At 67.5% G+C, this 24,087-nt stretch carries 21 protein-coding genes; 6 read left to right on the top strand and 15 right to left on the bottom strand.

From position 1 onward, the window contains the following. Window positions 1-35: 35 nt before the first annotated feature. Window positions 36-1,817, top strand: coding sequence for a biosynthetic-type acetolactate synthase large subunit (gene ilvB / locus NWF24_RS19295; protein ID WP_258349927.1), 1,782 nt, complete (start codon window positions 36-38; stop codon window positions 1,815-1,817). Window positions 1,818-1,827: 10 nt separating this feature from the next. On the opposite strand, the gene NWF24_RS19290 is transcribed toward ilvB, so the two are convergent. Next, window positions 1,828-3,387, bottom strand: a complete 1,560-nt coding sequence (locus tag NWF24_RS19290) for a cation:proton antiporter (RefSeq protein ID WP_258349926.1) — start codon at window positions 3,385-3,387, stop codon at window positions 1,828-1,830. A gap of 41 nt (window positions 3,388-3,428) precedes the next feature. Continuing rightward, window positions 3,429-4,430: a helix-turn-helix transcriptional regulator gene (locus NWF24_RS19285; protein ID WP_258349925.1), complete on the bottom strand. Its 1,002-nt coding sequence runs from the start codon at window positions 4,428-4,430 to the stop codon at window positions 3,429-3,431. Between the two features lie 186 nt (window positions 4,431-4,616). Between NWF24_RS19285 and NWF24_RS19280 the strand changes: the two genes are divergently transcribed. Further along, window positions 4,617-5,390, top strand: a complete 774-nt coding sequence (locus NWF24_RS19280; protein ID WP_375338392.1) for an aldolase — start codon at window positions 4,617-4,619, stop codon at window positions 5,388-5,390. Beyond that, window positions 5,387-6,697 (top strand): MFS transporter, encoded by a 1,311-nt coding sequence (locus NWF24_RS19275; protein ID WP_258349923.1) that lies wholly within the window; start codon window positions 5,387-5,389, stop codon window positions 6,695-6,697. The genes NWF24_RS19280 and NWF24_RS19275 overlap by 4 nt, the downstream gene beginning before the upstream one ends. Window positions 6,698-6,704: 7 nt before the next feature. Here the strand turns inward: NWF24_RS19275 and NWF24_RS19270 are convergent, their stop codons facing one another. Together NWF24_RS19270 and NWF24_RS19265 are read right to left on the bottom strand one after the other, a co-directional pair. After that, entirely contained in the window at window positions 6,705-8,417 is a 1,713-nt protein-coding gene (locus tag NWF24_RS19270; RefSeq protein ID WP_258349922.1) for a hypothetical protein, read from the bottom strand. A gap of 46 nt (window positions 8,418-8,463) precedes the next feature. Continuing rightward, window positions 8,464-8,856: a response regulator gene (locus NWF24_RS19265; RefSeq protein WP_258349921.1), complete on the bottom strand. Its 393-nt coding sequence runs from the start codon at window positions 8,854-8,856 to the stop codon at window positions 8,464-8,466. Between the two features lie 187 nt (window positions 8,857-9,043). Between NWF24_RS19265 and NWF24_RS19260 the strand changes: the two genes are divergently transcribed. Both NWF24_RS19260 and NWF24_RS19255 read left to right on the top strand, forming a co-directional pair. Beyond that, window positions 9,044-9,832, top strand: coding sequence for an acetoacetate decarboxylase family protein (locus NWF24_RS19260; RefSeq protein WP_258349920.1), 789 nt, complete (start codon window positions 9,044-9,046; stop codon window positions 9,830-9,832). After that, on the top strand, window positions 9,829-10,650 hold the full coding sequence (locus NWF24_RS19255) for a helix-turn-helix transcriptional regulator (protein ID WP_258349919.1): 822 nt from the start codon (window positions 9,829-9,831) through the stop codon (window positions 10,648-10,650). The genes NWF24_RS19260 and NWF24_RS19255 overlap by 4 nt, the downstream gene beginning before the upstream one ends. Window positions 10,651-10,665: 15 nt before the next feature. Here the strand turns inward: NWF24_RS19255 and nac are convergent, their stop codons facing one another. Further along, the gene (gene nac / locus NWF24_RS19250; protein ID WP_258349918.1) at window positions 10,666-11,592 is read right to left on the bottom strand and encodes a nitrogen assimilation transcriptional regulator NAC; all 927 of its coding nucleotides are present in this window, start codon (window positions 11,590-11,592) and stop codon (window positions 10,666-10,668) included. A 98-nt stretch (window positions 11,593-11,690) separates the two neighbouring features. Between nac and NWF24_RS19245 the strand changes: the two genes are divergently transcribed. After that, window positions 11,691-12,659 (top strand): LysR substrate-binding domain-containing protein, encoded by a 969-nt coding sequence (locus NWF24_RS19245; protein ID WP_258349917.1) that lies wholly within the window; start codon window positions 11,691-11,693, stop codon window positions 12,657-12,659. 11 nt (window positions 12,660-12,670) lie between these two features. Here NWF24_RS19245 and NWF24_RS19240 read toward each other — a convergent pair whose 3' ends face one another. The 10 genes from NWF24_RS19240 to NWF24_RS19195 all read right to left on the bottom strand — a co-directional run bounded on the left by NWF24_RS19240 (window position 12,671) and on the right by NWF24_RS19195 (window position 24,070). Continuing rightward, the gene (locus tag NWF24_RS19240) at window positions 12,671-13,393 is read right to left on the bottom strand and encodes an HpcH/HpaI aldolase family protein (protein WP_258349916.1); all 723 of its coding nucleotides are present in this window, start codon (window positions 13,391-13,393) and stop codon (window positions 12,671-12,673) included. A gap of 12 nt (window positions 13,394-13,405) precedes the next feature. Then, complete coding sequence (locus NWF24_RS19235) at window positions 13,406-14,206, bottom strand: SDR family oxidoreductase (RefSeq protein ID WP_258349915.1); 801 nt, start codon at window positions 14,204-14,206, stop codon at window positions 13,406-13,408. Continuing rightward, window positions 14,206-15,894: a hydantoinase B/oxoprolinase family protein gene (locus NWF24_RS19230; protein ID WP_258349914.1), complete on the bottom strand. Its 1,689-nt coding sequence runs from the start codon at window positions 15,892-15,894 to the stop codon at window positions 14,206-14,208. The genes NWF24_RS19235 and NWF24_RS19230 overlap by 1 nt, the downstream gene beginning before the upstream one ends. A 12-nt stretch (window positions 15,895-15,906) precedes the next feature. Then, the gene (locus NWF24_RS19225) at window positions 15,907-17,997 is read right to left on the bottom strand and encodes a hydantoinase/oxoprolinase family protein (protein WP_258349913.1); all 2,091 of its coding nucleotides are present in this window, start codon (window positions 17,995-17,997) and stop codon (window positions 15,907-15,909) included. Between the two features lie 41 nt (window positions 17,998-18,038). Next, on the bottom strand, window positions 18,039-18,767 hold the full coding sequence (locus tag NWF24_RS19220; RefSeq protein ID WP_258349912.1) for a branched-chain amino acid ABC transporter ATP-binding protein: 729 nt from the start codon (window positions 18,765-18,767) through the stop codon (window positions 18,039-18,041). A gap of 17 nt (window positions 18,768-18,784) precedes the next feature. Further along, window positions 18,785-19,558: an ABC transporter ATP-binding protein gene (locus NWF24_RS19215; RefSeq protein ID WP_258349911.1), complete on the bottom strand. Its 774-nt coding sequence runs from the start codon at window positions 19,556-19,558 to the stop codon at window positions 18,785-18,787. Continuing rightward, a complete protein-coding gene (locus NWF24_RS19210; protein WP_258349910.1) occupies window positions 19,548-20,582 on the bottom strand; it encodes a branched-chain amino acid ABC transporter permease in 1,035 nt (344 codons plus the stop codon). Before NWF24_RS19210 ends, NWF24_RS19215 begins: the two co-directional genes overlap by 11 nt. A 13-nt stretch (window positions 20,583-20,595) precedes the next feature. After that, window positions 20,596-21,468: a branched-chain amino acid ABC transporter permease gene (locus NWF24_RS19205; protein ID WP_258349909.1), complete on the bottom strand. Its 873-nt coding sequence runs from the start codon at window positions 21,466-21,468 to the stop codon at window positions 20,596-20,598. Between the two features lie 43 nt (window positions 21,469-21,511). Further along, the gene (locus NWF24_RS19200; protein WP_258349908.1) at window positions 21,512-22,714 is read right to left on the bottom strand and encodes an ABC transporter substrate-binding protein; all 1,203 of its coding nucleotides are present in this window, start codon (window positions 22,712-22,714) and stop codon (window positions 21,512-21,514) included. 129 nt (window positions 22,715-22,843) lie between these two features. Further along, window positions 22,844-24,070 (bottom strand): aspartate transaminase, encoded by a 1,227-nt coding sequence (locus tag NWF24_RS19195; RefSeq protein WP_258349907.1) that lies wholly within the window; start codon window positions 24,068-24,070, stop codon window positions 22,844-22,846. Between the last annotated feature and the right edge of the window lie 17 nt (window positions 24,071-24,087).

Genomic DNA, 24,087 nt, shown 5'->3' with positions numbered 1-24,087 from the left:
GCATATTTTGCTCCCGAACCGGAAGAATTGACGGCATGCGACTGCTCGACCTACCCCTCACGCCCTCCCTCTCCCTTCACCCGGAAACGCCAGCGCGCATTCGCAACGGCGCCGAAGCCCTGCTCGACACGCTGGTCGAGTGCGGCGTGGACACCATCTTCGGCTACCCCGGCGGCGCGGCGCTGCCGCTGTACGACGCGCTGCACGGCGAGCCGCGGCTGCGCCATGTGCTGGTGCGCCACGAGCAGGCGGCCGTGCATGCGGCCGAAGGCTATGCGCGCAGCACCGGCCGCGTGGGCGTGGTGCTGGTCACTTCGGGGCCGGGCGTGGGCAACACCATCACCGGGCTGCTGGACGCCATGAGCGATTCGGTGCCGGTGCTGTGCATCAGCGGGCAGGTGGCGACGGCCGTCATCGGTACGCAGGCGTTCCAGGAAAGCGATGCGCTGGGCATGTCGCGTTCGGTGACCAAGTGGAACCGGCAGGTGCGCTCGGCCGACGACGTGCCCTCGCTGGTGCGCCGCGCGCTGGAAATCGCCACCACCGGCCGCCCCGGACCGGTGCTGCTCGACGTGCCGAAGGACATCCAGCTCGACCGCCTGGGCCAGGCCCCCGAGCCATCGCCGCTGCGGGCCCTGCGCACGAGCCGCACGGCGCTGCCGCCCAAGGCCATGATGCAGCGCGCGGCCGACCTGCTCTCGACCGCGCGCCGGCCCGTCATCTACGGCGGCGGCGGGCTGGTCAATTCGGGGCCCGCCGCGTGCGAAGCCTTTGCGAAGCTCGTGAATCTGCTGCACGCACCGTGCACGCTCACGCTGATGGGGCTGGGCGCGTTCCCCGCGTCCGACCCGAAGTTCATCGGCATGCTGGGCATGCACGGCATGCTCGAGGCCAACCTCGCAATGCACGAGGCCGACCTGGTGGTGTGCGTTGGCGCGCGCTTCGACGACCGCGTGACCGGCAAGCTCGACGAGTTCTGCCCGCATGCACGCAAGATCCACATCGACATCGACCCCGGCAGCATCAACAAGGTGGTGCGCGTGGACGTGCCGATGGTGGGCGACTGCGAGGTGATCCTCGACGGCCTGCTGGCGCTGCTGCCAACGGAGGGATTCGCGCCCGAGCGCCTCGCGCCGTGGTGGGCACGCATCGAGCGCTGGCGTGCCGAAGACTGCCTGGCCTTCGAGGCGCGGGAGGATTCGATCCTGCCGCAGCAGCTGATGTCGTCGCTGCAGCGCGCCATTGGCGGGCGCAATGCCATCGTGTCGACCGACGTGGGCCAGCACCAGATGTGGGCCGCGCAGTACCTGCGCTTCGACAGCCCGCGCCACTGGCTCACCTCGGGCGGGGCAGGGACCATGGGCTACGGCCTGCCCGCCGCCATCGGCGCGCAGATCGGCCACCCCGAAGCGCTGACCGTGTGCGTGAGCGGCGATGCCTCGGTGCTGATGAACATCCAGGAGCTCTCCACTGCCGTGCAGCACCGCGTGCCGGTGAAGCTGGTGCTGTGCAACAACGGCTACATGGGCATGGTGCGGCAATGGCAGGAGCTGAACCACGGCAACCGCCTGAGCCATAGCTGGAACGAGGCGCTGCCCGATTTCGTGGCGCTGGCCAAGGCCTTCGGCTGGGGCGCGCGGCGGGTGTCGGACCCGGCCGAGCTGGAGGACGCGCTCGCCGAATGCCTGGCGAGCCAGGGGCCGTTCTTTCTCGACGTGCAGGTGGCGGCGCAGGAGAACTGCTTTCCGATGATGCCCTCGGGGCACGGGCACCACCGGGTGATGCTGGCGAAGGACCGGTGGTACGAGGAATCCTGAGCGCAGGGTTCTAGACGCTCTGCAGGCGCACGTCGTTTGCGGGAATGGCGTTGAGCTCGGCCCAGTCCATCTCTTCTTCCAGCTGGTGGTAGGCGTCGTCCTCGATCTGCCCGCTGTGGCGCAGTGCTTCGAGCGCCTGCCGCTGCGCGCGGATCGCCACGGCGCGCAGCCGGTCGTGCGCCGTCTTCGCCTGCGGCTGGCGCTCGTCCTGCGCCAGCACGCGCGCCGCGCGGTATTCGTCGCGCACGGCGTCGGCCTCGTGGCTTTCTTCGGCTTCGAGGGCCGACAGCGCCGCGTCCATCATCGCGGTGCGCGCGAGCGACACCTCCTTGTCGAGCGACGCGTCGGGCTCGATCTTCAATGCCCTGATCAGCGGCCCGATGGTGAAGCCCTGGATCACCAGCGTGCCCAGCACCACCGCGAACGCGCTGAGCACGATGAGGTCGCGCCCCGGAAAATCCGCAGGCAGCGCAAAGGCCGTGGCCATCGTCACCAGCCCGCGCATGCCCGACCAGCCGACCAGTAGCGCGATGCGTTTCGACGGCACGGGAACGTTGTGCCCCTGCGCGATCAGGCGCACCTTGTAAGTACGCATAGCAGCCCCGTAGAGCATCACCCAGGCCACCCGCACCGCGATGACCAGCACCAGCACGAGGCCGGCGAACTGCAGGGCATGCACCAGCTGCGGCCCCGACAGCCGCTCGAGAATGCTGCGCGCCTGCAGCCCCATCAGGAAGAAGGCCAGCACGTTGAGCGTGAACACCACCGCGCCCCACACTGCGTAGGAGTGCACGCGGTCGCGCGGCGCATGGCGTTTGGGCGCGTACTGGCCCAGCGTCATGCCGAAGGCGACCACCGAGATGATCGGCGACAGGTGCAGCCGCTCGGCCACGATCCATGCGCCGAAAGTCATCACGAACTGGAAGATGATGGCCGAGCGCGTGCCCGCGAAAGGCGGCGAGCCGAAATGGATGTTGAGCTTGGCAAACGCGAAGCCGACCAGCGCACCGCCCGGCACCGCGACCAGCAGCATCGGCAGCGAACTCGTCATGGGCACGTGCGCGGCGCCGGCCGCCGACACCGCCACGCCGAACACCAGCAGCGCGACAGCATCGTTGAGCAGGCTCTCGCCGTTGATGATCGACAGCGTGCGCCGCGGAATGCGGAACTGCTGCATCACCGCCGCCGCGGCCACCGCGTCGGGCGGCGCGACGATGGCGCCGAGCGTGATCGCGGCCGCCAGCGGCAGGCCGGCCAGGGCCCAGCCGGCCCATGCGACCGCCGCAGTGGTCAGCAGCACCGCCACCAGCACCAGCGAGATCAGCGGCATCCAGTTGCGCCGCAGCTCGCGTGGCGAGATGTCGAAGGCTGAATCGAGCAGGGCAGGCGCGATGAAGAGCGCCAGCGCCAGATGCGGGTCGAGGCTGATGTGCGGCACCCAGGGCATTGCGCCCAGGCACACGCCAGCCAGCGCCAGCATCGACGGATAGGGCAGTGCGAGGCGCCGCGAGAGCTGCAACAGCAGGCAGGCGGCGATCAGCATGACCAGCACGTTTTCGAAGATGTCCATCAGAGTCCTCGGTCTTGGTGTTGTTTGACCGAATACTAAGATCAAGGACAGGACTGTCGCCGGTAGGCGCCGGGCGGGGTGCCGAAGTGGCAGCTGAATGCACGGCTGAAATGGCTCGCATCGCCGAAGCCGTTGCGATAGGCAATCTCCGAAACGCTCAGGTGGTCGAGCCGCCGGTTCTGCAGCTCTTCCTTCGCGCGCTCCAGGCGGCGCACCTTGAGGTACATGCCGTACTGCGTGCGCTGCATCTCGAACAGGCGGTGCGTGAGCCGCTTTGAAATGCCCAGCTCCTTCGAGACCGCATCGACCGACAGCTCCGCATCGCCCAGGTGCGCCTCGATGAACGCCACGAGCCGCTGCCAGCGGTCGCGCTCGCGTCGCTTGCCGTCGGCCGCGTCTTCGGCGACCGATTCGCCCACCGACTCGCAGTAGGTCGCGGCCAGCAGCGAGACGAACGACTGCTCCGAAAAATACGCCAGCGCCGGCGCAGCCTGCGCCGTGCCGGGAAACACATGCCCCATGTGCGCGCGGGCGGTCTCGGCCAGGCGCGAATCCGCCTGCGCGATCGAGGGCACGAAGCGGTCGTGCAGGTCGGCATAGATGCCGAAGAACCGGTCGGAGGGCAGGCGCAGCATCACCAGCTTGCCGGGCGCGGTCAGCGTGCAGGTGGAGGGGAGCCGTGTGGTGCGGAAGGTGATGTCGCCCTTGCGGAAGGGCATACGCCGGCCGCCCTGGTCGACGGTGCCTTCGCCTTCGACGGCAATCATGGCGAGCACGTCGCCCGTGCCGCCCATACCTCCGGTGGAGGCCAGCGCCGTGTCATGGCGAACCGCCAGCGGCGTCGAGGTGAAGCTGATGGCCAGGCCGCCGCCCACGAGCCGGCAGGCTTCGAGGCTCATGCGCGGGTTGCTGTCCTGCACACTGAGTTCGCCGGGGTAGACCAGCGAATCGAGCGCATTCGAGTAGCCCTGCACGTCGCCCGGATAGAACGGGCGGAAGCAGGGCGCGAAGCTCAGGTCGGATGCTGCTGTGTCGTGGTGCATGGGTGGGGCTCCTGCCGTTGGCCCGCACGCTTCGTGCCAAGCAGGTGCAGTCGGGATGCAGTCTAGGCGGCTATCCGTTGGGCAGGACTTAAGACTTTCCACTAGTTGGCACGCTGGATCAACCCGCGTGCGCCCACGCACAAGAGCAAACCGCGCACCGCTTCTTACATTGGCCGCACCCCGCCGATGCAAAGGAGCCACAGCGTGAACGATACGAGCCGAGCAACCCACGACACCCCCGCGCCGTCTCTCGACGGCCTCAGCTACGGCAACTGGAGCGAGGCTGAGAAGCTCGCGCTCAGCTGCCGCATCCTCGCCAAGGAAGGGCATTCCGAAACCCTGGCCGGGCAGGTCACCGTGCGCCAGCCCGACGGCACCTTCCTGACGACGCCGCTCGCGCATGCCTTCGCCGAGATCCGCCCGCAGTCGGTCATGCGCATCGACGATTCGCTGCGCGTGCTGGAAGGCCGCGGCGTGCCCAACCCCGCGGTGCGTTTCCATCTGTGGGTGTACAGGCGCAGGCCCGACGTGAACTGCGTGATCCACACGCACCCGCCCTATGTGTCGGCCCTGTCGATGACCGGCGAGCCGCTGCAGATCGCGCACATGGACGCCACGCCCTTTTTCGACGACTGCGCCTTTCTCCGCGAATGGCCCGGCCTGCCGATCGCCGACGTCGAGGGCGAGATCATCTCGGCGGCCCTGGGCAAGAAGCGCTGCGTGCTGCTTGCCAACCACGGCTTCCTGGCCGCCACGGCGACCATCGAGGAGTCGCTCTACATGTCGGTGCTCATCGAGCGCGCGGCGCGCAACCAGCTGATTGCGCAGTCGGCCTACGGGCGGCTCAAGCTGGTGGACCCGGTGCTGGCGAAGGAGTCGCATGACTTCCTTCTGCAGCGCAGCATCGTCAACGCCAGTTTCGCGATGTTCGCGCGGCAGGTCACGCAGGAGCAGCCATGAACAGCATTGCCTCGCCATTGCAGGCACAAGCGGCTACCGCGGAGCGAAAGCACCAGAGCGTGTGGAAGATCGGCGTCGCCACCATGGTCGGCACGGCCATCGAGGCCTTCGACTTCCTTGCCTACGGCACGGCCGCGGCGCTGGTGTTCAACAAACTCTTCTTTCCCAACTTCGACCCCACAGTCGGCACGCTGGCAGCCTTTGGCACCTTCGCCAGCGGCATGCTCGCCCGGCCGCTGGGCGGCATCATCTTCGGGCACTACGGCGACCGGCTGGGCCGCAAGTCGATGCTCACGCTGAGCCTGCTGCTGATGGGCATCTGCACCGTGCTGATCGGCCTTTTGCCGACCTACGAATCGATCGGCCTGTGGGCCGCGGTGCTGCTGGTGCTGCTGCGCATCGGGCAGGGCCTGTCGTTCGGCGGCGAGCTCGGCGGCGCGATGCTGATGGCGGTGGAGCATGCGCCGCCCAAATGGAAATCGCTGGTCGGCAGCATGCCGCAGATGGGCGCACCCATTGGCGTGCTGCTGTCGTCGGGCGCCTTCGCGCTGGTCACGCAACTGCCAGAGGCCAGCTTCCTGAGCTGGGGCTGGCGACTGCCGTTTCTTGCGAGCGCGGTGCTGATCGTGCTGGGCGTGTTCATCCGCATGAAGGTGCAGGAGTCGCCCGAGTTCATGCAGGTCAAGGTACACCAGAAGACGGCGGCACTGCCGGCGCGCGAGGTCGTGGTGGCGCACCTGAAGCCCTTGCTGCTGACCATCGGCGGCAAGCTGGCCGAGGTGACGCTGATCTACACGATCCTGGTGTTCTCGATCTCGTATGCGACCAGCCGCCTCGGGTTTTCTCGCGCCGATGCACTGCACGCGCTGATCGCTGGCTCGACTGTGATGGTCTTCACCATTCCGGCCAGCGGCTGGCTTGCCGACAAGGTGGGCGCGCGGCGGCTCTATGTATTCGGCGGGCTGCTGCTGGCGATCATGGCGGTGCCGCTGTTCCAGGCCATCGGCAGCGGGTCGCTCACGGCCTACACGGTGGCCATGGTGGTGGCACTGTCGATCAACTACCCGTTGATGTTCGCGCCGCAGTCGAACCTGTATGCGGCGCAATTTCCGGCCGAGCTGCGCTATTCGGGCATCTCGATCGGCATTCAGTTCGCGGCAGCCATTGGCGGCGGGCTGGCGCCGATCATCGCGGCCACGCTGGTCGCGAAGTATTCGAGCATCGTGCCGGTGGGCATCTATGTTGCGGTGCTTGGTGTGGTGGCTGCCGTCTCGGCCTGGCTGATGCGCCCGACCGCGAACGAATGACGGCCCGTCAGGAGTGCCCGTCCACCCGCATCTGGAACAGGAAATAGGGCGGTATGCACGCGCCACGCCCTTCGGGCTGGCCCTCGGCCTGCGCGCAAATGTAGTCGTCGCGGCAGGGTTGCTGCGCCGAGCAGCTGCGCAGATTGCCGGGCCGTGTGTGCTTCGCCAGGCATTCGCCGAAGGGCTTCTTCTCGGCGAGGCAACTGTTGAAGTCGCTGAGGATCGCGATGCCGCCGCAGGTGCCGTTCTTGTCGTTTGGGTCGCAGGGCCCCGAGCACATGCCACCCGGGAAGCCGACCGAGGTTTTCTCGCACACGGAGAGCATGCCTTCGCAGGCGATGCGCGGCAGTTTCTCGGCGCGGTCCAGCCAAGGATTGGCGGATGCGGTGATGCGGGTGGGCTCGCAGCGCGCGCCGACTGTCGGCTTTTCAGTCACGGCATTCACGTCGTCGGGCTCGGCCAGGGGGCGGAACGGATCGGGCCGCGGTGTCGACAGCGAGGCCCGCACGTAGGCGCCGCGGCGCACCAGTTCGTCCTGCACATGGGGCGAGTGCGGCACCGCGAGCGCGTTGCCGGTGGTGAATGTGCGCGATGCGCCGCGCCGGTCCACGCCCAGCAGGTGAAAGCCCGCGACCGCGCGGCTCTGGTGGCAGCCCGCGCAGCTCAGGTCGTCGAGGCGGCGCAGCACCGCCTGCGGTGATTGCAGCGTTCGGCTGCCCTGAACGGCCTGCCATTCGCCTGGCGCGAAGAGCTGCTCGAAGGGCCGGTTCGCCAGCCGTTCTAGCCCGCGCGGCGCGACCGAGACGGCTTCGGTCGCGAGGAACTTCTCGGGAATCTGCAAGGTGGCTTCGTCCAGCGCGCGCAGGTTGGCGGGCTGCTGCAGCCATTGCTGCAGTTCCTTGCGCAGCGGTGCGTTGGCCTTGAGCTTTGCAATGTCAGGTGTGTTCTCCAGCGGCGCAACGTCGAAGCGCTTCGCGCCTGCATTCCAGCGGAAGGCGCGCAGCATGTATTCGGCATGGCCACCAAGATCGGGTCGCACCGCCGAGGGCCAGCGCACGCTCTGCAGGTTGGTCGTGACCTGCGCGATGCGCGCGAGCGCCAGGCGCTGCTGCGCCAGCGGACCATCGGCCGACACCAGCCAGCGGCCCATCGCCTCGTCGGTCATCGACGCTTGCGGCGGCTGCCAGCGCTTCGCGGTGCTCGCGCAACTGCCATCGGCATCGGGCGCATCGCCGCGCAGCTCGACGTTGACCGTCATCGGCAGGCGCGACTGCATCGCGGCCGTGCGATAGGCCAGGCGGTACACGAGCCGTGTCTCGCCGCATGCGCCGCTCTGGAAGGGCCGGCGGTCCATGCGGTTGGCGACGCCCACCAGTTCGAAGAAGGCATCGGGGCTTGCAAGCCAGCGCGCGTCGAACAGCCGGTGCGGATATTTGGAGATGCCGACGCCAGCCTGCCTGTCGCGTCGCTGGATGCCGGTGAGGCTGGCGCCCAGCGGCTCGGCGATGGAGCGCCAGGCGGGCGAGCGCATCAGGGCCTGGTTGGCGGCGATGCCGTCGCTACCCGGCGCCTCGCCGGTCCAGTGCGCAAAACTTGCACCAGACCTTTCCGCGGCCTGTAAGGCGGCGGGCGACGTGACGAGTAGCACCGGCTCGGCCGTGGCACCAAGGGCGAACGCCAGCGCGAGGCCGGCAGTCAGGCTGTGTTTGAAGGTCGGCACGCGGGCGATTGTGCCGCGATGGACCGCTGCGCTTGCGACCGCCGCCTCAGCGGCGCGGCGAGATGTTCAGCGTCTTGCAGAAGTCGTAGAAGGCTTCGAGCTGCAGCGATTTGTCGAACACCGCATCCACGCCCGCGGACAGCGCGCCTTCGCGCACCTCGGAGGTCGCGTAGTTCATGAGGACCACCGTGCGTTGTGCCGGTGACTTGTGCTCCTGCAGGTACTGCGCCACGGTGAGCCCGTTGCCTTCGGCCAGGAAGATGTCGATGACGGCCGCGTCCCAGCCTTCGGGGTTTTTCTTGAGCCAGTCGATGGCGGCGCCGGAGGTGGTGGCGGTGCCGATCACATTGCATTCGGAAAATTCTTGCAGCCCGTCGGTCAGCGTGGTGGCGATCAGGGGGTTGTCTTCTATCAGGTAGATACGGGTCATCGGGGTCATCGTGCGGAGCCAGGAGCTTCTCGTTGTGTTCGTTCGGCTTGTCTCGGCCGAGGCGGCCATTGTGTCTGCCGACGGGGTGGGGCGAGTCGGACAACGCCGTCATCTGTCGTAGCGGGATCACTGGCGTACAAGACGCGGCGGCGTATGCAGCCATATCGTGCGGTGGTCTTGAACTTGTCCACATCCGATGCCGCAATCTTTTACGCCTCCTTTCACATCCTCCGGCCGCAGCGCGCTTGTGCAGGCACCGCCCTGGCACTACGCCGGCTGGCTCGTCAACGTAGCCTTCGAATTCGATGCCGCGCTTGGTGCGGCGCTGGTGCCGGCCGAGCTTGGCACGGCCACCGGCAAGGGCTGCGTCCACTTCGCCGACTGGCAGGCCTGTGGTGACGATGGTCGCGAGCTGCTCGACCCCGTGTACGCGCAGTACCGCGAGACCATCGTCGTGCTCGAAATCGCGGCAAGGCCGGGCGGTGGCGATGCGCGCTTTTATTGCCCGCTGATCTACGTGGACCAGGATATTTCGCTGCTGCGCGGCTGGCTCCAGGGCTGGCCCAAGAAGATCGGCCAGACCTGGCTCACGCGCAGCATGCCGCTGATCCATCCGGCCGCCGCGCCGTTGTCGACCGGCAGCCAATTGGGCGCGAGCCTCAGCGTGAAGGAGCGACGGCTCGTCGACGCTTCGGTCACGCTGTCGGGCGAGAAGGCCGGGCGCCTGGGTTTTCTGGCGGCACCGACCATCGGCGCCATCGGCTGGCCCGACCTGACGCAGCCGGGCAGCGTGGCGGTGCCGCGCTATCTGCGCGCCGACATCATCGACCGCGTCGAGTCGGGCTGGTTCGGTGGCAGTGCGACGCTGCGGTTCCACGATCACCCGGTCGAAGAGCTGGCGCTGCTCGGCCCTGTGAACGCCACGACCGCCAGCGCCGGCTGGATGGGCATCACGGTGCGGGGGGCGCTACCCTTGGAGGGATGAACCCGCGCGCAAGCTCACCCGCCTCGCATGTGATCGGCCTGCCGATGGAAGACGGCGCACAGGTCGAGGCGATGTTCGCGGCCGACCCCAAGGCGCGCTTCGAGCTGCACTGGCATGCCGAGTGGAGCGTGGGCGCCATCCTCGAAGGCCGCTGCGAATTCACCTGTGCCGGCGAGCGACAGGTGGCGCAAGTGGGCGACCTGGTGCTGATGGCTCCCTTCATGCTTCACACCGCCGGCGTGAGCGCGCAGGGCTTTCGCATGGTGATGCTGTATGTGCCGCATGTCTGGGTTGGCGCGCGCTTCGGATGGCCGCAGGGCCAGCGGGGCGCGCTGCGCCGGAGCGTCTGGCAAGACGCGGCCATGGTCGATGCACTGGCCGTTGCGGCGCTGGCGGAAGACGGTGCGCAGGTCGGCCGGCTCCTGGAGCGGATTCTTGGAGCGCAGACCAGCGGCGAACTGGTGGCAGTCGAGCGTCACGCGGGCGACGCGCGCGTGGAAGCCGTCTGCGACGCGCTGGCGACGGAGGATGCCTGCCGCATCGATCCGGGCGCGCTGGCCCGGCGGCTGGGCATGTCGCGCGAGCACTTTCATCGCCTGTTCCGCGTGGCCGTCGGCGTGACGCCAGCGCACTATGCGCGGCTCGCGCGCATCGGCAGGGCCAAGGCGCTGCTGCGCGAGGGGCGGGCGGCGGCCGACGTGGCGGCGCAATGCGGCTTTACGGACCAGGCTCATTTCTCACGCTGGTTTCGCCGCTGCTTCGGCGTGACGCCGGGCAACTACATGGCCGTGCGGCAAGGCGCGCAAAAGGCCGCTTGAGAAGCTCGCAGACCGTCAATGCACAGTGTGCATGCCGCCACCCAACTCGAGGCGATTGACCAACTCCATCAGGATGCCCTTGACGACCTGCGCAGGCTCCGACAGCGGCAGGTGATCCGAAGCGCATAGCGCCAGCGGAATCTCGATGTGCGGCGACACCAGCCGCCCGACGTCGACCGCCGCCGTGGCCGCGACGGAGCGCGCAAGCGACACGGGCAGGATCGTCGCGCCCACGCCCGAGGCAACTGCGGCCGACAGCGTGCTAGAAGACTCCATCTCCGCCACCACGCGCGGAATGATCTTCGCCGAAGCAAAGGCCCGGTTCACGCTGCGGCGCAGCTGGTTGTCGATGCTGGGCAGGAGCAGGTCCACGTTCCGCAGCTCGGCCAGCGCGAGCTCGTCGCCGTCCATGCGCAGCATGCCGTGCGAGGCCACGACGCAGAGGTCTTCGGTGAGCAACGGATCGAACGACAGGCCCCGCACCGCATGCTCGCCGCCATAGAGCACGGCCATGTCCATGAGGCCGTTGCGCACCACGTCGCACAGCGTTGTGCCGAAGTTCTCGTTGATGTGCAGCATGAGCTGCGGATGCCGCTCCTGCACCGTCTGCAGCAGCGGCAGGGCCAGGCCCGATGCAGCGGTACCCGGCGCGAGACCGACCGACACCTGTCCCGCCAGGCTGCGCCCGGCATTGACGACATCGGCGCGCGCCTGCTCGAACTGGCGCAGTATCAATTGCGCGTGGCGGTACAGCACCATGCCGGCTTCCGTGGGCACCACGCCCTTCTGCGTTCGCAGCAACAGGCGCTGGTTGAACTCGCCTTCGAGCGTGGCCAGCTGCTGGCTCAGTGCAGGCTGCGCAACGTGCAGCACCTCCGAGGCTTGCGTGAGGCTGCCCACGTCAACGATCTTCACGAAATATTTCAACCGCCTGAGGTTCACCGGGTCTCCGTCGTCTTGCTGTTCTGTTTGCAAGCAAGCATCGAGCCACGCGTTGGCAGCGTCAACCGGGGTTACGATCAGTTCGCACCCGACTTCCCATGACGGTAAATTTCAAGACCCTCAAGAGCTTCGTGACTGCGGTTGATGCGCGCAGCCTATCCGCGGCCGCCGCGCAGTTGAGCGTTGCGCAACCGGCATTGAGCCAGCACATCGCTTCACTCGAAGAGCACTTCAAGCACAAGCTGCTGAACCGCTCCAACGCAGGGGTGACACCCACCGCTGCAGGCAACGAGCTCTACCGCCATGCACAGATCATGCTGAGCCACCTGGAGCAGGTGGAGCGCGAACTGATGAACCGCACGGACGAGAGCTTCATCTCGGGCCCTGTCTCGGTCGGGCTGGCCACCTACAGCACGGCTTCGGCGCTGTCGATGCCGCTGCTGCAGGCAGTGCGCAGCGCATACCCGGGCGTCAACCTGTTCATCAACGACAACTTCGGCCTGGTGCTGAGCGAGATGGTGATGACCGGGCGCCTGGACATGGCCATCATCTACGCGGGCAGCCCCATGAAGGGCCTTACGCTGCAGCCGCTTTTGACCGAAGACCTGTTCCTGATCGCCCCGCCGGGCATGGAGCTGGAGCAGAACGACGACCAGACCATCGCCCTGCGCGCATTGGCCGGCATCGACCTGCTGCTGCCGAGCCGCATGCACTTCCTGCGGCGGATGGTCGACGAGGCCTTCGCCCGCATTGGCGTGGTGCCGAACATCCGCGCCGAGATCGAATCCGCCGAAACGCTGCGCCAGGCAATCCAGGCGGGCGTGGGTGCGACCATCCTGCCTTCGGCGCTGGCCGACTTTCCGCCGGCCGCGAACCCGCCGGTGATCCGCAGGATCGTCGAGCCTGCGCTGCAGGCCACCGTGTCGCTGTGCGTGCCGGACCACCTGCTGATGTCCGACCAGGCGCGCGCCGTGCTGGAGATTCTCCGGGCGCAGATCGACAACCTGTTCGCGGCCGGGCGGCTCGCGGGCATCCGCGCACCGGAAGTCGCGTTACCGCAGCCCTGATCTTCCGAGTGTCAGTGCGCGTCGGCGACGGCCGCCACCGGCTGCGACAGATTGCGCATCGCCGCCACGCCTTCCGTCACGAAGGGGTCCGCGTGGTAGTACAGCAGCTGCGCACCCATCGACACCAGGTGCTCGACATCCTGCTTCACGACCAGCGTGCCCGCGATTTTTCCTGCCGCGCGAATGCGCTGCAGCGTCTGGTCGACCAGGTCGAGCGCAGGTTGCGGGCGGCGCTTGCCCGGTGCCACAGCGGGCGAGTAGCCCATCGACTGCGACAGGTCGCCAGGCCCGACGAAGAACACGTCGATGCCTTCGACCGCCAGGATCTCGTCGAGGTTGCGCACCGCCTCGACCGACTCCACCATGCCGACCAGCAGCTTCGTCGCATGGTCGTCGGGGCAGGCATAGCGGAAGGTGTGCACCACCTGGCGGGCGATGTCCGCGGTGTGGATCAGCGGCACCATCACGCCGTCCGCACCCGCATTGAGGCAGCGCGTGATGGTGGAGCGCTCCTGGTTCTGCGGGCGCACGATGCCGAAGCCGCCGGCATAGCGCGCGGCCTTGGCCATGTGGTGGATGTCCTCGAAGCTGGCCAGGCCGTGCTCGCAGTCGATGAAGACCGAGTCCGCGCCCGAGCGCACGAGCTTCTCGCACAGCGTGGGGGACACATGGTTGGGGTTGACCATCAGCACGGAGTCGCCGCGTGCCAGGCGTTGATGAAGGGTGTCGCTCATGCTTCGTCTCGTTCAGGGTTTGCCGGGTGTTCCGTCGGGGGCGCCGAGCCAGCGGCTGATTTCGATGTCGGGGCCCTGGTCGCGCGCGCGGGTCGGGCTGATCACCAGCTGCTCGATGGTGGTGCCCTGCGGCAGCGTGCAGGCCAGCAATATGGCGCGCGCCACGTCGTCGGGCGCGACCATGGCGGCGCGCTCTTCGGCGCTCGGCGGGCGCACGCGTGTGTCCATGATGGGCGTGTCGACCTCACCAGGCAGGATGGTCGTGGAGCGGATGTTGTTGTTGCGGAAGGTGCCGTGCACGAAGCCCATCAGGTTCGTCACCGCCGCCTTCGCCGCGCCGTAGGGAGCACCGCCCAGCAGGTTCGGGCGCACGGCAGCCAGTGATGACACGGTGACGATGGTGCCGGCACCGGCCGCGAGCATGCCGGGCAGCACGGCCTGGATCAGCACGTAGACCGCCGTCAGGTTGACCGACACCGCCGACTCCCAGTCGTCCGGCTCGATCCAGCGGATGTTGCGCACGCGGCTCGTGAGGCCCGCGTTGTTGACGAGGATGCCGATGGGGCCGACCTCTTTCCCGGTCCACTGCACAAGCTCCAGCAGTTGTTCGCGCTGCTGCAGATCGGCCTGGCGCGCCCAGGCTTCGCCACCGGCGCTTCGGATCTCTTCGACCACCGCCTGCAGCGGTTCAAGCCTGCGACCCATCACGACGACGCGTGCGCCCTCGGCGGCAAGCATCAGCGCGGTGGAGCGGCCGATGCCGGAGCCGCCGCCTGTCACGAGGGCCACCTGTCCCTTCAGTGCGCCGGCCATCACGCCACCGCCTTCTGCGTTTCGGCGCTCGCCTCGGCCTCGTACCCATAGTCGACCTGCGCGCCGGCCATGCTGACGAGGCCCTGGCGTAAGTCGTCTTCAACCAGATCGCGCGAGCGCTGCTGCGCATCGCCCCAGCCGCCGCCGCCCGGCAGCTCGATCGTCAGGCGCTCGCCCGGCGCCAGCACCAGCCGGCCCTTCGGGAACACGGCCTTGCCGTCGTGCAGCACCGCGCCATTGCGTCCGGCCTGGCCGCCCAGCACGCCAAGGCAGGGGTACTTCACATGCTCGGTGCTCAGGTAGATGTTCATCTCGCGGTCCGACAGGTTGCGGATCACGCCGCGCTGGCCCAGCCCGCCGCGAAACTTGCCGGGGCCGCCCGAGTCCGGAATGAGCTCCTTGCATTCGGTGAGCACGGGCACCGCGAGCTCGTACATCTCGATCGGCGTCACGCGGCAGTTGGACGGAAAGCTCAGCGTGTCCAGGCCGTCCATCGACGAGCGTCCGCCTTGTCCGCCATGAAAGTTCTGCGCACTGCCGTAGGCCGTGCCGTCGGAGCGCTGGCCCTGGCAGTTGATGCCCCAGATCGGCGCGCCGCCGCTGTCGCCCATCGCACCATCGGGCACCACGTGCTGCAGCGCCTTGAAGATCAGGCTCGGAATGCAATGGCCCACGAGGTTGCGCGCCGCACCCGCCGCGTGCGGCCGCGGGTTGAGGATGGAGCCTGCCGGCGCCGAGTCGGTCAGCGCGACCATGCAGCCTTCGTTGTTCGGCGTCTCCGGGTCGAGCAGGCATTTCAGCGCATACACGCTGTGCGCCACGCGGTAGTGCGGCACCACGTTGATGCCGCGCGCCACCTCGGGCGAGGTGCCGGTGTAGTCGACGTGGATCGAGTCGTCGCGCACCTCCACGCTCACGCACAGCTTCACGTCGGATTCGAAGCCGTCGATCGTCATGTCGGCCTTGTAGCTGCCGTTCGGCCAGGCCGCGATGGCCTTGCGCATGTGGCGCTCCGAGCGGCTGAAGATTGCCTCGCCCAGGCCGTCGCAGTCTTCGAGGCCGTATTCGTCCATGAAGCGCGTGAGCTCGCGGCTCATCACCTCGTTGGCGGCCACCATGCTCTGGATGTCGCCGCGCACCTCGTGCGGCAGGCGCACGCTGGCCTCGATGACGGAGAACACGTCGGTGTTCGGCTTGCCGGCCTTGAACAGCTTGAGCATCGGAATGCGGATGCCTTCCTCGAACATGTCGGTCGAGTCGGGCGACTGCGGCCGGCCGCCGATGTCCGGCAGGTGGGCGATGCTGCCCGCGTAGCCCACGATCTTTCCCTTGCGAAAGATCGGCGTGAGCATGACCATGTCCGGCAGGTGGCCGGTGCCGATCACCGGGTCGTTGGTGGCCAGCACGTCGCCGGGCTCCAGCGACTCGGGCGGAAAGGCCTTGAGGAAGTAGTTCTGCGCCGCCATCGGCAGCGTGGTGATGAACACCGGAATCGACCAGGTGCACTGCGCGAGCGCGCGCCCCTTGGCGTCGAGCAGCACGTTCACGTAGTCGTGGTTCTCGCGCACGATGGGCGAGAAAGCCGTGCGGCCAAGCGCGCTGTCGGCCTGGTCGGCAATGAAGACCAGGCGGTCCCACATCACCTGCAGGGTGATCGGGTCGTTGAAGTCGGGTTTGAGCATGGACATGGCAAGAAGACCTCAGGACAAAAGCATGATCAGGTTGTGTTGGGCATCGAGCGAGGCGCTGGCATTGGGCCCCATCACCACGGTCGACTCGCGCTGCTCGATGATCGCCGGCCCCTCGACCGGAACGCCGGGCACCAGCGCATAGTGGTCGTAGACCGGCGTGTCGACGTACTTGCCGAGCTCCGGGAAGAAGACCGGCCGCGTGCCCTTGCGTGCATCGCGCGCCACATTCGACTCGCCGCGCAGGCTTGCGAGCGAGACCGGCGCCTTCGGCCCGCTGGCACGCACGCGCCAGGTGATGACCTCCGCGTCGGTGCCGCTGACGCCGCGGCCGTACAGGGCCACGTAGTTGGCATGGAAGCGGGCCAGCAGCTCCTCGATGAACTTCGGGTCCGCCGGGTCCAGCTCCGGCAGCGGCACCGAGATTTCATAGCCCTGGCCCACGTGGCGCATGTCCACGGTGTACGAGTAGCTGATGTGGTCCACCGGCACCTTGCTCGCCAGCACCACTTCGCGCCCCTGGTCGGCGAGGGTGGCCTTCACCACGTTCACCGCGCTCGGATTCCACGCCGAGATGCGCATCGGCAGGCTTGCCGACAGGTCCGCCGCCACCGGCGCGCCCAGCAGCCCGATGGCTGAGGTAACACCGGCGCCCAGCGGGCAGATCACTTTGCGGATGCCCAGCTTGCGGGCCACGCCGTAGGCATGCACCGGGCCGGCCCCACCGAAGGCGATCAGCGGCAGCGCGCGCGGGTCGACGCCGCTGTCGGTGGCCTGCATCGAGGCGGCCTCGGCCATGCTCTCGTTGACCATATCGTGGATGCCCCAGGCGCAGCGCTCGAGCGAAATGCCGAGCTCCTTCGCGAGCCGTGCCATCGCCGATTCGGCGGCGGGCTTGTCGAGCGCGAAGTCACCGCCCAGGAAGGAGTTTTCGTTCAGGTAGCCCAGCAGCAGGTCGGCATCGGTCACCGTCGGCTCCGTGCCGCCGCGCCCGTAGCAGGCCGGCCCCGGCGCCGCAGCCGCGCTGCGAGGCCCCACGCCCAGCAGGCCGAGCTTGTTGCGCGCCGCGATGCTGCCGCCGCCCGCGCCGATCTCGATCATGTGGATCGACTGGATCTTGAGAGGAAAGCCGCTGCCCTTGCGGAAGCGCTCGTGGCGGGCCACTTCGAGGTCGTTGGCCACCATGGGCTGGCCGTTCGGAATCAGGCACAGCTTGGCGGTCGTGCCGCCCATGTCGAACGACAGCACGCTCGACTCGCCGGCCTGGCGCGCATAGTCCGCCGCCGCCACGGCGCCAGCGGCCGGCCCCGATTCGATCAACCGCACCGGCGTGCGCGAGGCTGAAGAGCTCGGCACCACGCCGCCGCTCGAAGTCATCCAGAGCAGCTGCCCTTCGACGCCACGCTGCGACAGCTCGCGCTCGAGGTGGTTCACGTGCCCGACCATCATCGGCCGCGTGTAGGCGTTGACGACGGTGGTCGAGGCGCGGTCGTATTCACGCACTTCGGGGCACACCGTCGAAGACAGCGAGACCGAGATGCCCGGCGCGACCTCGGCCAGGATCTCCGCCACGCGCCGCTCGTGCTGCGCGTACTTGTAGGCGTGCAGCAGGCACACGGCCACCGACTCCACCTTCTTGTCGAGCAGCACGCGGGCGATGGTGCGCACGCCGTCTTCGTCGAGCGCCTTGATCACCGTGCCGTCCGCGGCAATGCGCTCTTCCACGCCGAAGCACAGCTCGCGCGACACCAGCGGATCGGGGTACTGGATGCGCAGGTCGTACAGGTCGTAGCGCCCCTCCGTGCGAATGCGCAGCATGTCCTGGAAGCCGTCGGTGGTGATGAAGGCGGTGTGCACGCCGCGGCGTTCCAGCACCGCGTTGGTCACGACCGTGGTCGCGCCAAGGATCTGCAGCTGGCCGTTGCCTTTGGCCTTGCCGCCATCGCGGGCCCGCACCTTGGCCAGCAGCTCGTCCACGCCCTGGAGCACGGCGCGTGCGGGCGCGTCGGGCGTGCTCAAAACCTTGTGCAGCAGGATGGTGCCGTCGTCTTCCGTCATCGCGAAGTCGGTGAACGTGCCACCCGTGTCAAATGCCAGTTTCATGCCTTTCAGCTCCTTGAGTGTTCGGTTGAGATGTGTGGTGCTCAGGCAGTGGCCGCGTCGGATGCGCGCCTGCCCGTCATGAACAGTTCGCCCAGGTCGGCGGTGCTCAGCGTCTCGACCGGGCTGTCCCAGATGACCTTGCCCAGGCGCAGCACCACGGCGCGCTCTGCGGCCTCCATGGCCTTGCGGGTGTTCTGCTCGACCAGCAGGATGGTTCGGCCGCCCTTGTGCAGGCGCTTGAGTTCGTTGAAGACCAGCGTGATCGCCTGCGGCGAGAGGCCGACCGAGGGCTCGTCCACCAGCAGGATCTCGGGGCGGCGCAGCACGGCCATGGCCATTTCGAGCAGCTGCTGTTCGCCGCCGGACATGTTGCCGGCGAGCTCGTTGCGGCGCTTGCGCAGAATGGGGAAGAGGTCGTAGACGTACTCGCGCTCGCCCTTCAGGTCGCCGCCCTTGATGGTGTAGGCCGCCATCTCGAGGTTCTCGTCGATGGACATCAGCTGGAAGTTGCAGCGGCCCTGCGGCACGTAGGCAATGCCGTGGCCGAGCATCGCCTGCGGGCGCAGGCCCGCGATGTCCTTGCCCTTCCAGCGGATCGCGCCGCCCTTGTGGGTGGTCATGCCGAAGAGCGACTTCAGCAGCGTCGACTTGCCAGCCCCGTTGGGCCCCAGCAGCGTGACGAATTCGCCGTGCCGGATCTTCAGGTCCACGCCGTGCAGGATGTCCAGATGGCCGTAGCCGGCGCGGAGGTTGTCGATTTCGAGTTCCATGATGCTGTTCTTTCGTGTCAACCGCCGAGGTAGGCCTCGATGACCTCCGGGTTGCGAACGACTTCTTCCGGCGTGGCGTCGGCCAGCTTGGCGCCCTGGTGCAGCACGACCACGCGGTGGCTGAGGTTCATCAGCACGTCGGTGTTGTGCTCGATCACCACGAAGGTCACGCCCAGCTTCTGGTTCGCATGCTCGATGCACTGGATGACCTTCTCGATGAGCACCGGGTTGATGCCCGCCAGCGGTTCGTCGAGCAGAATCAGCTCGGGTTCGGGCATCAGCATCGACGCGAACTGCAGCAGCTTCTGCTGCCCGCCCGACATGTTGCCCGCCGGCAGGTGCGCCACGCGCGCCAGTCCCGTCACCTCGATCAGTTCCTTCGCGCGTTCGCGCAGGGCCTTGATGCGCTTCCTGGCCGACGGCCCGACCCAGAAGGTCGACAGCACGTTCGGAAAGCGCGACATCTGCCCGGCCAGCACGAGGTTCTCTTCCGAGTCCAGCGTGGGGAAGACCACCGTCTTCTGGAAGCTGCGCAGAAAGCGGCCCTCGCGGGCGATGCGGTTCATCGGCCAGCCGGTGATGTCCACGCCCTTGAGCAGCACGCGGCCCGAGTCGCTGCGCTGCAGCCCGGTGCAGCAGTCGAACAAGGTCGACTTGCCGGAGCCGTTGGGGCCGATGAGCCCCATCACCTCGCCGCGGCGGACTTCGATGTCCACGCCCTGGAGCGCCGCGACGGCACCGTAGTTCTTGCGCAGGCCTTCGATGCGAAGCATTGCGGGTTCAGCGGACATCGCGCGGCCCCTTTCCGATACCGGCAATGCGTTCTGCCGCACGCTGGAACAGCGGCGCCAGACCTTGCGGGAACAGGAACACCAGCCCCAGCAGCACGAAGCCGTAGATCACCATGCGCAGCTCCGGCGTGATGCGCAACGCCTCGGACACCGCCACGAAGACGAAGCTTCCGATGATGGCGCCCGGCACCTTGCCCACACCACCGCCCAGCACGATGATCAGGATGGTGTTGGAGTAGTAGGCCTGGAAGACCAGCGGGCTCACGACCGTCGAGAAATGTGCGTAGAGGCTGCCGCCGAGCCCCGCGAAGACGGCGCTCAGCATGAAGACCAGCAGCTTGTAGGTCCAGGTCGGCACGCCCAGCGATTCGGCCAGCGTCTCGTTGTCGCGAATGGCCACCATGCAGCGGCCGGCGGGTGAGCGGATCAGTGCGACGAACGCAGCAACCGCCAGTGCGGCAACGGCGAGCACCAGGTAGAAGTACTCGGGCGCCTTGATGACGGTGTAGACCCAGTCGCCGAAGCCCAGGCGCGGCCGGGCCACGCCCGACAGCCCCATGTCGCCGCGCGTCAGGTCGATCCAGTTCTTCGACACCATCTGCGCGATGACCACCATGCCGAGCGTGCACATCACGAAGGAGGTGTCGCGCAGCCGCAGCGCCGGAATGCCCAGCGGCAACGCGACCAGCCCGGCCACCAGGCCAGCGACCAGGAAGTTCACCAGGAACGGCGTGCCGAAGTGGATCGACATGAGGGCCGACGCATACGCACCGAGCCCGAAGAACACGCCCTGCGCGAGCGACAGCATGCCCGTGTAGCCCAGGATGAGATTCAGGCCCAGCGCCGGCAGCAGGAAGATCATCGCGAGGACCATCGCGTGCAGGTAGTAGTCGCCGAGGAAGAGCGGCGCGCAAAGCAGCGCGACCACGCCGACGGCGCATGCGCTCCAGTTGACCGCGGCGACCCGGGCGGCCGGCAGACGCGGCGTGTCCAGCGTGGTGGTTGACAAGATTGCCTGTTTCATGACGTTGACGCTCTCAGAAGCGGGCCTTGCTGCTGAACAGGCCGTGCGGCCGGAACATGAGCATGAGCAGAAGCACGATGAAGCCGACGGAGTCGCGGTATTGCAGGCCGATGAAGCCGGCGACGAGGCTCTCGATGACGCCCAGCAGGCAGCCCGCGATGAGCGTGCCGCGCACGTTGCCCATGCCGCCCATCACGATGACGGCGAAGGTCTTCAGCGTGATCGACTCGCCCATGCCACCGTAGATGCTCACGTTGATCGGCCCCGTCAGGATGCCGGAGAGCGCAGCGATGGCCACGCCGATCAGGAAGGTGCGGCGCACCACCTGCTCGACGTCGATGCCGTTGACTTGGCAGCACTCGATGTTCTGCGACACGGCGCGAATCGAGCGGCCCAGGCGCGTGCTGCGCACCATCCACTCGAGCCCGGCGAACACCGCGAGGGTGACGACGACCAGGATCACGCGCTGCTGCGACATGCCGAAGTCGCCGAGCTCGATGGGTTCGAGCCAGCCGCCCGAGAACACCTTGTAGCCACCGCCGAAGGCCAGGATGACCACGTTCTGCAGGATGAGCGAAAGCCCCAGCGTGGCCAGCACGCCGGCCTGAAAGGGCTGGCCGATGAGCCGCTGCATCACGCTGCGCCCGATCAGCACGGCGACAACGCTGACGATGGCCACGCCGCCGACGATGGCCAGGCTGTAGTCGGCCATCAGCTTCGACATGACCCACCAGGCCGCGAAGGTGCCCAGCATGTAGTACTCGCCGTGGGCGAAGTTGATGGCCCGCAGCACGCCGAAGATCATCGTCATGCCGGCGGCCACCAGGGCGTAGACCGACCCGGTGATGATGCCGTTGACGATCTGTTCGAAGAGGAAGGAACTCACGGTGTTCTCGCTGTTCTCGCAGGCCGGGTAAGGCGCTTCTTCTTCACTTCGCGCCGGCCGCGTAGTCGACCTTGGTCGCGATCATTCCCTTGATGGCCGGCTTGCCGTCGGTGATCTCGAGCAGCACCATGGGCATGACCGCCTGGTTGTGGTCGTCGAAGGTCACGATGCCCATGGGGCTGTCGTACTTGATCTTCGCCATTGCGTTGCGGATGTCCTCGGCCTTCAGGCTGTTGGCGCTCTTGATGGCGGCCACGACGAGGTTCAGCGTGTCGTAGTGCGTGTAGGCATGGTTGTTCGGCATCTCGCCGCCGTTGGCCTTCTTGTAGTCCTCCACGAACTTGAGGCTGCGCGGCGCCGGCACCTCGGGCAGCCACGCGGCGGCCTCGACCGCGCCGTTCATGACCTTCGGCGCGGCGGCGATGGTTTCCTTGGTGTTGAACTCGCCGTTGCCGACCAGCGCGACCTTGCCGGCCAGCCCGAGTTCGAGCATCTGGCGGGCGATGATCGGCGTGGTGTCGGCCTGACCGTAGAGGATGATGGCCTGCGCGCCCGAGCGGCGGATCTTGCTCAGCACCGAGCGGAAGTCGGTCTCCGAATCCTTGTAGTAGTCCTCGCTCAGGATTTCGGCGCCTTCGTACTTCGGCAGGTAGCGCTTGGTGAACTTGATGGCGCCGCGGCCGTAGTCGCTGTCGACCGAGAGCACCGCGAACTTCTTGAAGCCCTTGGTCTTCGATGCGTACTCCAGCACCGTCGCGGCCCGCACCTCGTCGGTCGGGTAGTTGCGGAAGGTCCACTTGAAGCCGCCCACGCCGGCCTTGTAGGTGATGTCGGGGTTCGACGAGGCCGCGTTCACGAGCAGTACCTTCGACTCTTCGGCCAGCGGCTGCATCGCCAGCGTGACCGAGCTGCAGACGTCGCCGATGATCACTGGTGTTTTCTCCAGGCTGATCATGCGCTGCATGGCGGCAACGCCTTCCGCCGGCACGCACTGGCTGTCCCCGCTCACGAGCTCGATCTGCTTGCCGAGCACGCCGCCGGCGGCGTTGATTTCCTTGGCGGCGAGCGCCGCGCCCTTGTTCGCGAAGGCGCCGTAGCGGGCATTGGGGCCGCTCATGGGCGCGATGACACCGATCTTGAAGGTGTCGGTCTGCGCACTGGCGGGCGCCAATGTGCAGAAGCCGGCAATCGCGGCAATGGCCACCAGGGCCGCGCCGCGCAATCTCGAGTTCGTGGGGTAGCTCATTGCTTTTCTCCGGGTCATGGAAGGGTTGAAGGAATAGTAGGAAGAGGGCGCTCCGGCGGCCAATACGTTATGGACCTTCGCCTATAAGGATTCTTGATAGGCAAGGCCTGCAGGCCCACAGGCCGGGGATCAGGCGAGCTTTGCCACCGCCGAGGCGATGCGCCGGCAGCCTTCCTCGATCTGCTCGACGCTCGTGGCTGTCGACATGCGGAAGTAGGGAGATACCCCATACGCCGTGCCCGCCAGCACCATGACACCGCCCGCCTCGAGCAGATAGATCACGACGTCGTTGTCGGTCTCCAGCGTCTTGCCCTCGGGCGTTCGCTTGCCGATCAGGCCGCCGCAGTGGGGGTAGAGGTAGAACGCGCCGCCCGGTGCGCGGGCGCGGATGCCTGGAATGTCGTTGAGCAGGCGGGTCGCGGTGTCGCGGCGCTGCCTGTAGGTGGCAACCCAGTCGGGAAGAAAGGCCGCGTCGCTGTTCAGCGCCGCCACGGCGGCGGCCTGGCTCACCGACGATGCTCCGCTGGTCGACTGCGACTGCAGCATGTCCAGCGCCGCGATGATGTCCGCGGGGCCGGCCGCATAGCCGATGCGCCAGCCTGTCATCGCATAGGTCTTCGACACGCCGTTCACCACCAGCGTGCGGTCGCGCAGGCCCGGCTCGATGGCCAGCAGATGGGGCGGCGCCGCATCGGTGAAGCGGATGTGCTCGTAGATGTCATCGGTCAGCACCATGACCTGGGGGTGGCGCATCAGCACGTCGGCCAGTGCGCGCAGCTGCTGTGCGGTGTAGGTCGTGCCGGTGGGGTTGGTGGGCGAGTTGAAGACGAGCCATCGCGTGTTCGGCGTGATGGCGGCTTCAAGCGCCTCGGGAGTGAGCCGGAAATCGTCTTCTTCCTTGCAAGTGACGGTGACCGGCGTGCCATCGCAGGCCAGCACCATGTCGGGGTACGACACCCAGTACGGCGCCGGCACGATCACCTCGTGCCCTTCTTCGACCGTTACCGACAGCGCGTTGAACAGCGCATGCTTGGCGCCGACCGTGACGATGATCTCGCGCGGGCTGTATGTCAGGCCGTTCTCGCGCTTGAGCTTGGCTGCGATGGCTTCGCGCAGGGCCAGCGTGCCGGCGACGGGCGTGTAGCGCGTCTCGCCGCGCTCGATGGCCGCGCAGCCAGCTTCGCGGATGTGCGCGGGCGTGTCGAAATCGGGTTCACCGATGGCGAGATTGATGATGTCCTTGCCGGCCCTGCGCAGCTCGGCGAAGCGGTCCGCGGCGGCGCTGCTGGGGGAGGGCTTGATGCGGCGTATGCGCCTGGAAATTCGGGATGGGCGGGACGGGCTGGACGGGCTCACGTGACTTCCTCTTCGGT

The organism is Variovorax paradoxus (genome assembly GCF_024734665.1).
Classification (GTDB): Bacteria; Pseudomonadota; Gammaproteobacteria; order Burkholderiales; family Burkholderiaceae_C; genus Variovorax.
This window is presented reverse-complemented; position numbering and strand designations above follow the sequence as displayed.

Coding starts and splice junctions, on each gene's coding strand:
- ilvB (WP_258349927.1), top strand. CDS start 36: ATGCGACTGCTCGACCTACCCCTCACGCCCTCCCTCTCCCTTCACCCG.
- NWF24_RS19290 (WP_258349926.1), bottom strand. CDS start 3,387: ATGGACATCTTCGAAAACGTGCTGGTCATGCTGATCGCCGCCTGCCTG.
- NWF24_RS19285 (WP_258349925.1), bottom strand. CDS start 4,430: ATGCACCACGACACAGCAGCATCCGACCTGAGCTTCGCGCCCTGCTTC.
- NWF24_RS19280 (WP_375338392.1), top strand. CDS start 4,617: ATGCAAAGGAGCCACAGCGTGAACGATACGAGCCGAGCAACCCACGAC.
- NWF24_RS19275 (WP_258349923.1), top strand. CDS start 5,387: ATGAACAGCATTGCCTCGCCATTGCAGGCACAAGCGGCTACCGCGGAG.
- NWF24_RS19265 (WP_258349921.1), bottom strand. CDS start 8,856: ATGACCCCGATGACCCGTATCTACCTGATAGAAGACAACCCCCTGATC.
- NWF24_RS19260 (WP_258349920.1), top strand. CDS start 9,044: ATGCCGCAATCTTTTACGCCTCCTTTCACATCCTCCGGCCGCAGCGCG.
- NWF24_RS19255 (WP_258349919.1), top strand. CDS start 9,829: ATGAACCCGCGCGCAAGCTCACCCGCCTCGCATGTGATCGGCCTGCCG.
- NWF24_RS19245 (WP_258349917.1), top strand. CDS start 11,691: ATGACGGTAAATTTCAAGACCCTCAAGAGCTTCGTGACTGCGGTTGAT.
- NWF24_RS19240 (WP_258349916.1), bottom strand. CDS start 13,393: ATGAGCGACACCCTTCATCAACGCCTGGCACGCGGCGACTCCGTGCTG.
- NWF24_RS19235 (WP_258349915.1), bottom strand. CDS start 14,206: ATGGCCGGCGCACTGAAGGGACAGGTGGCCCTCGTGACAGGCGGCGGC.
- NWF24_RS19230 (WP_258349914.1), bottom strand. CDS start 15,894: ATGTCCATGCTCAAACCCGACTTCAACGACCCGATCACCCTGCAGGTG.
- NWF24_RS19225 (WP_258349913.1), bottom strand. CDS start 17,997: ATGAAACTGGCATTTGACACGGGTGGCACGTTCACCGACTTCGCGATG.
- NWF24_RS19220 (WP_258349912.1), bottom strand. CDS start 18,767: ATGGAACTCGAAATCGACAACCTCCGCGCCGGCTACGGCCATCTGGAC.
- NWF24_RS19215 (WP_258349911.1), bottom strand. CDS start 19,558: ATGTCCGCTGAACCCGCAATGCTTCGCATCGAAGGCCTGCGCAAGAAC.
- NWF24_RS19210 (WP_258349910.1), bottom strand. CDS start 20,582: ATGAAACAGGCAATCTTGTCAACCACCACGCTGGACACGCCGCGTCTG.
- NWF24_RS19200 (WP_258349908.1), bottom strand. CDS start 22,714: ATGAGCTACCCCACGAACTCGAGATTGCGCGGCGCGGCCCTGGTGGCC.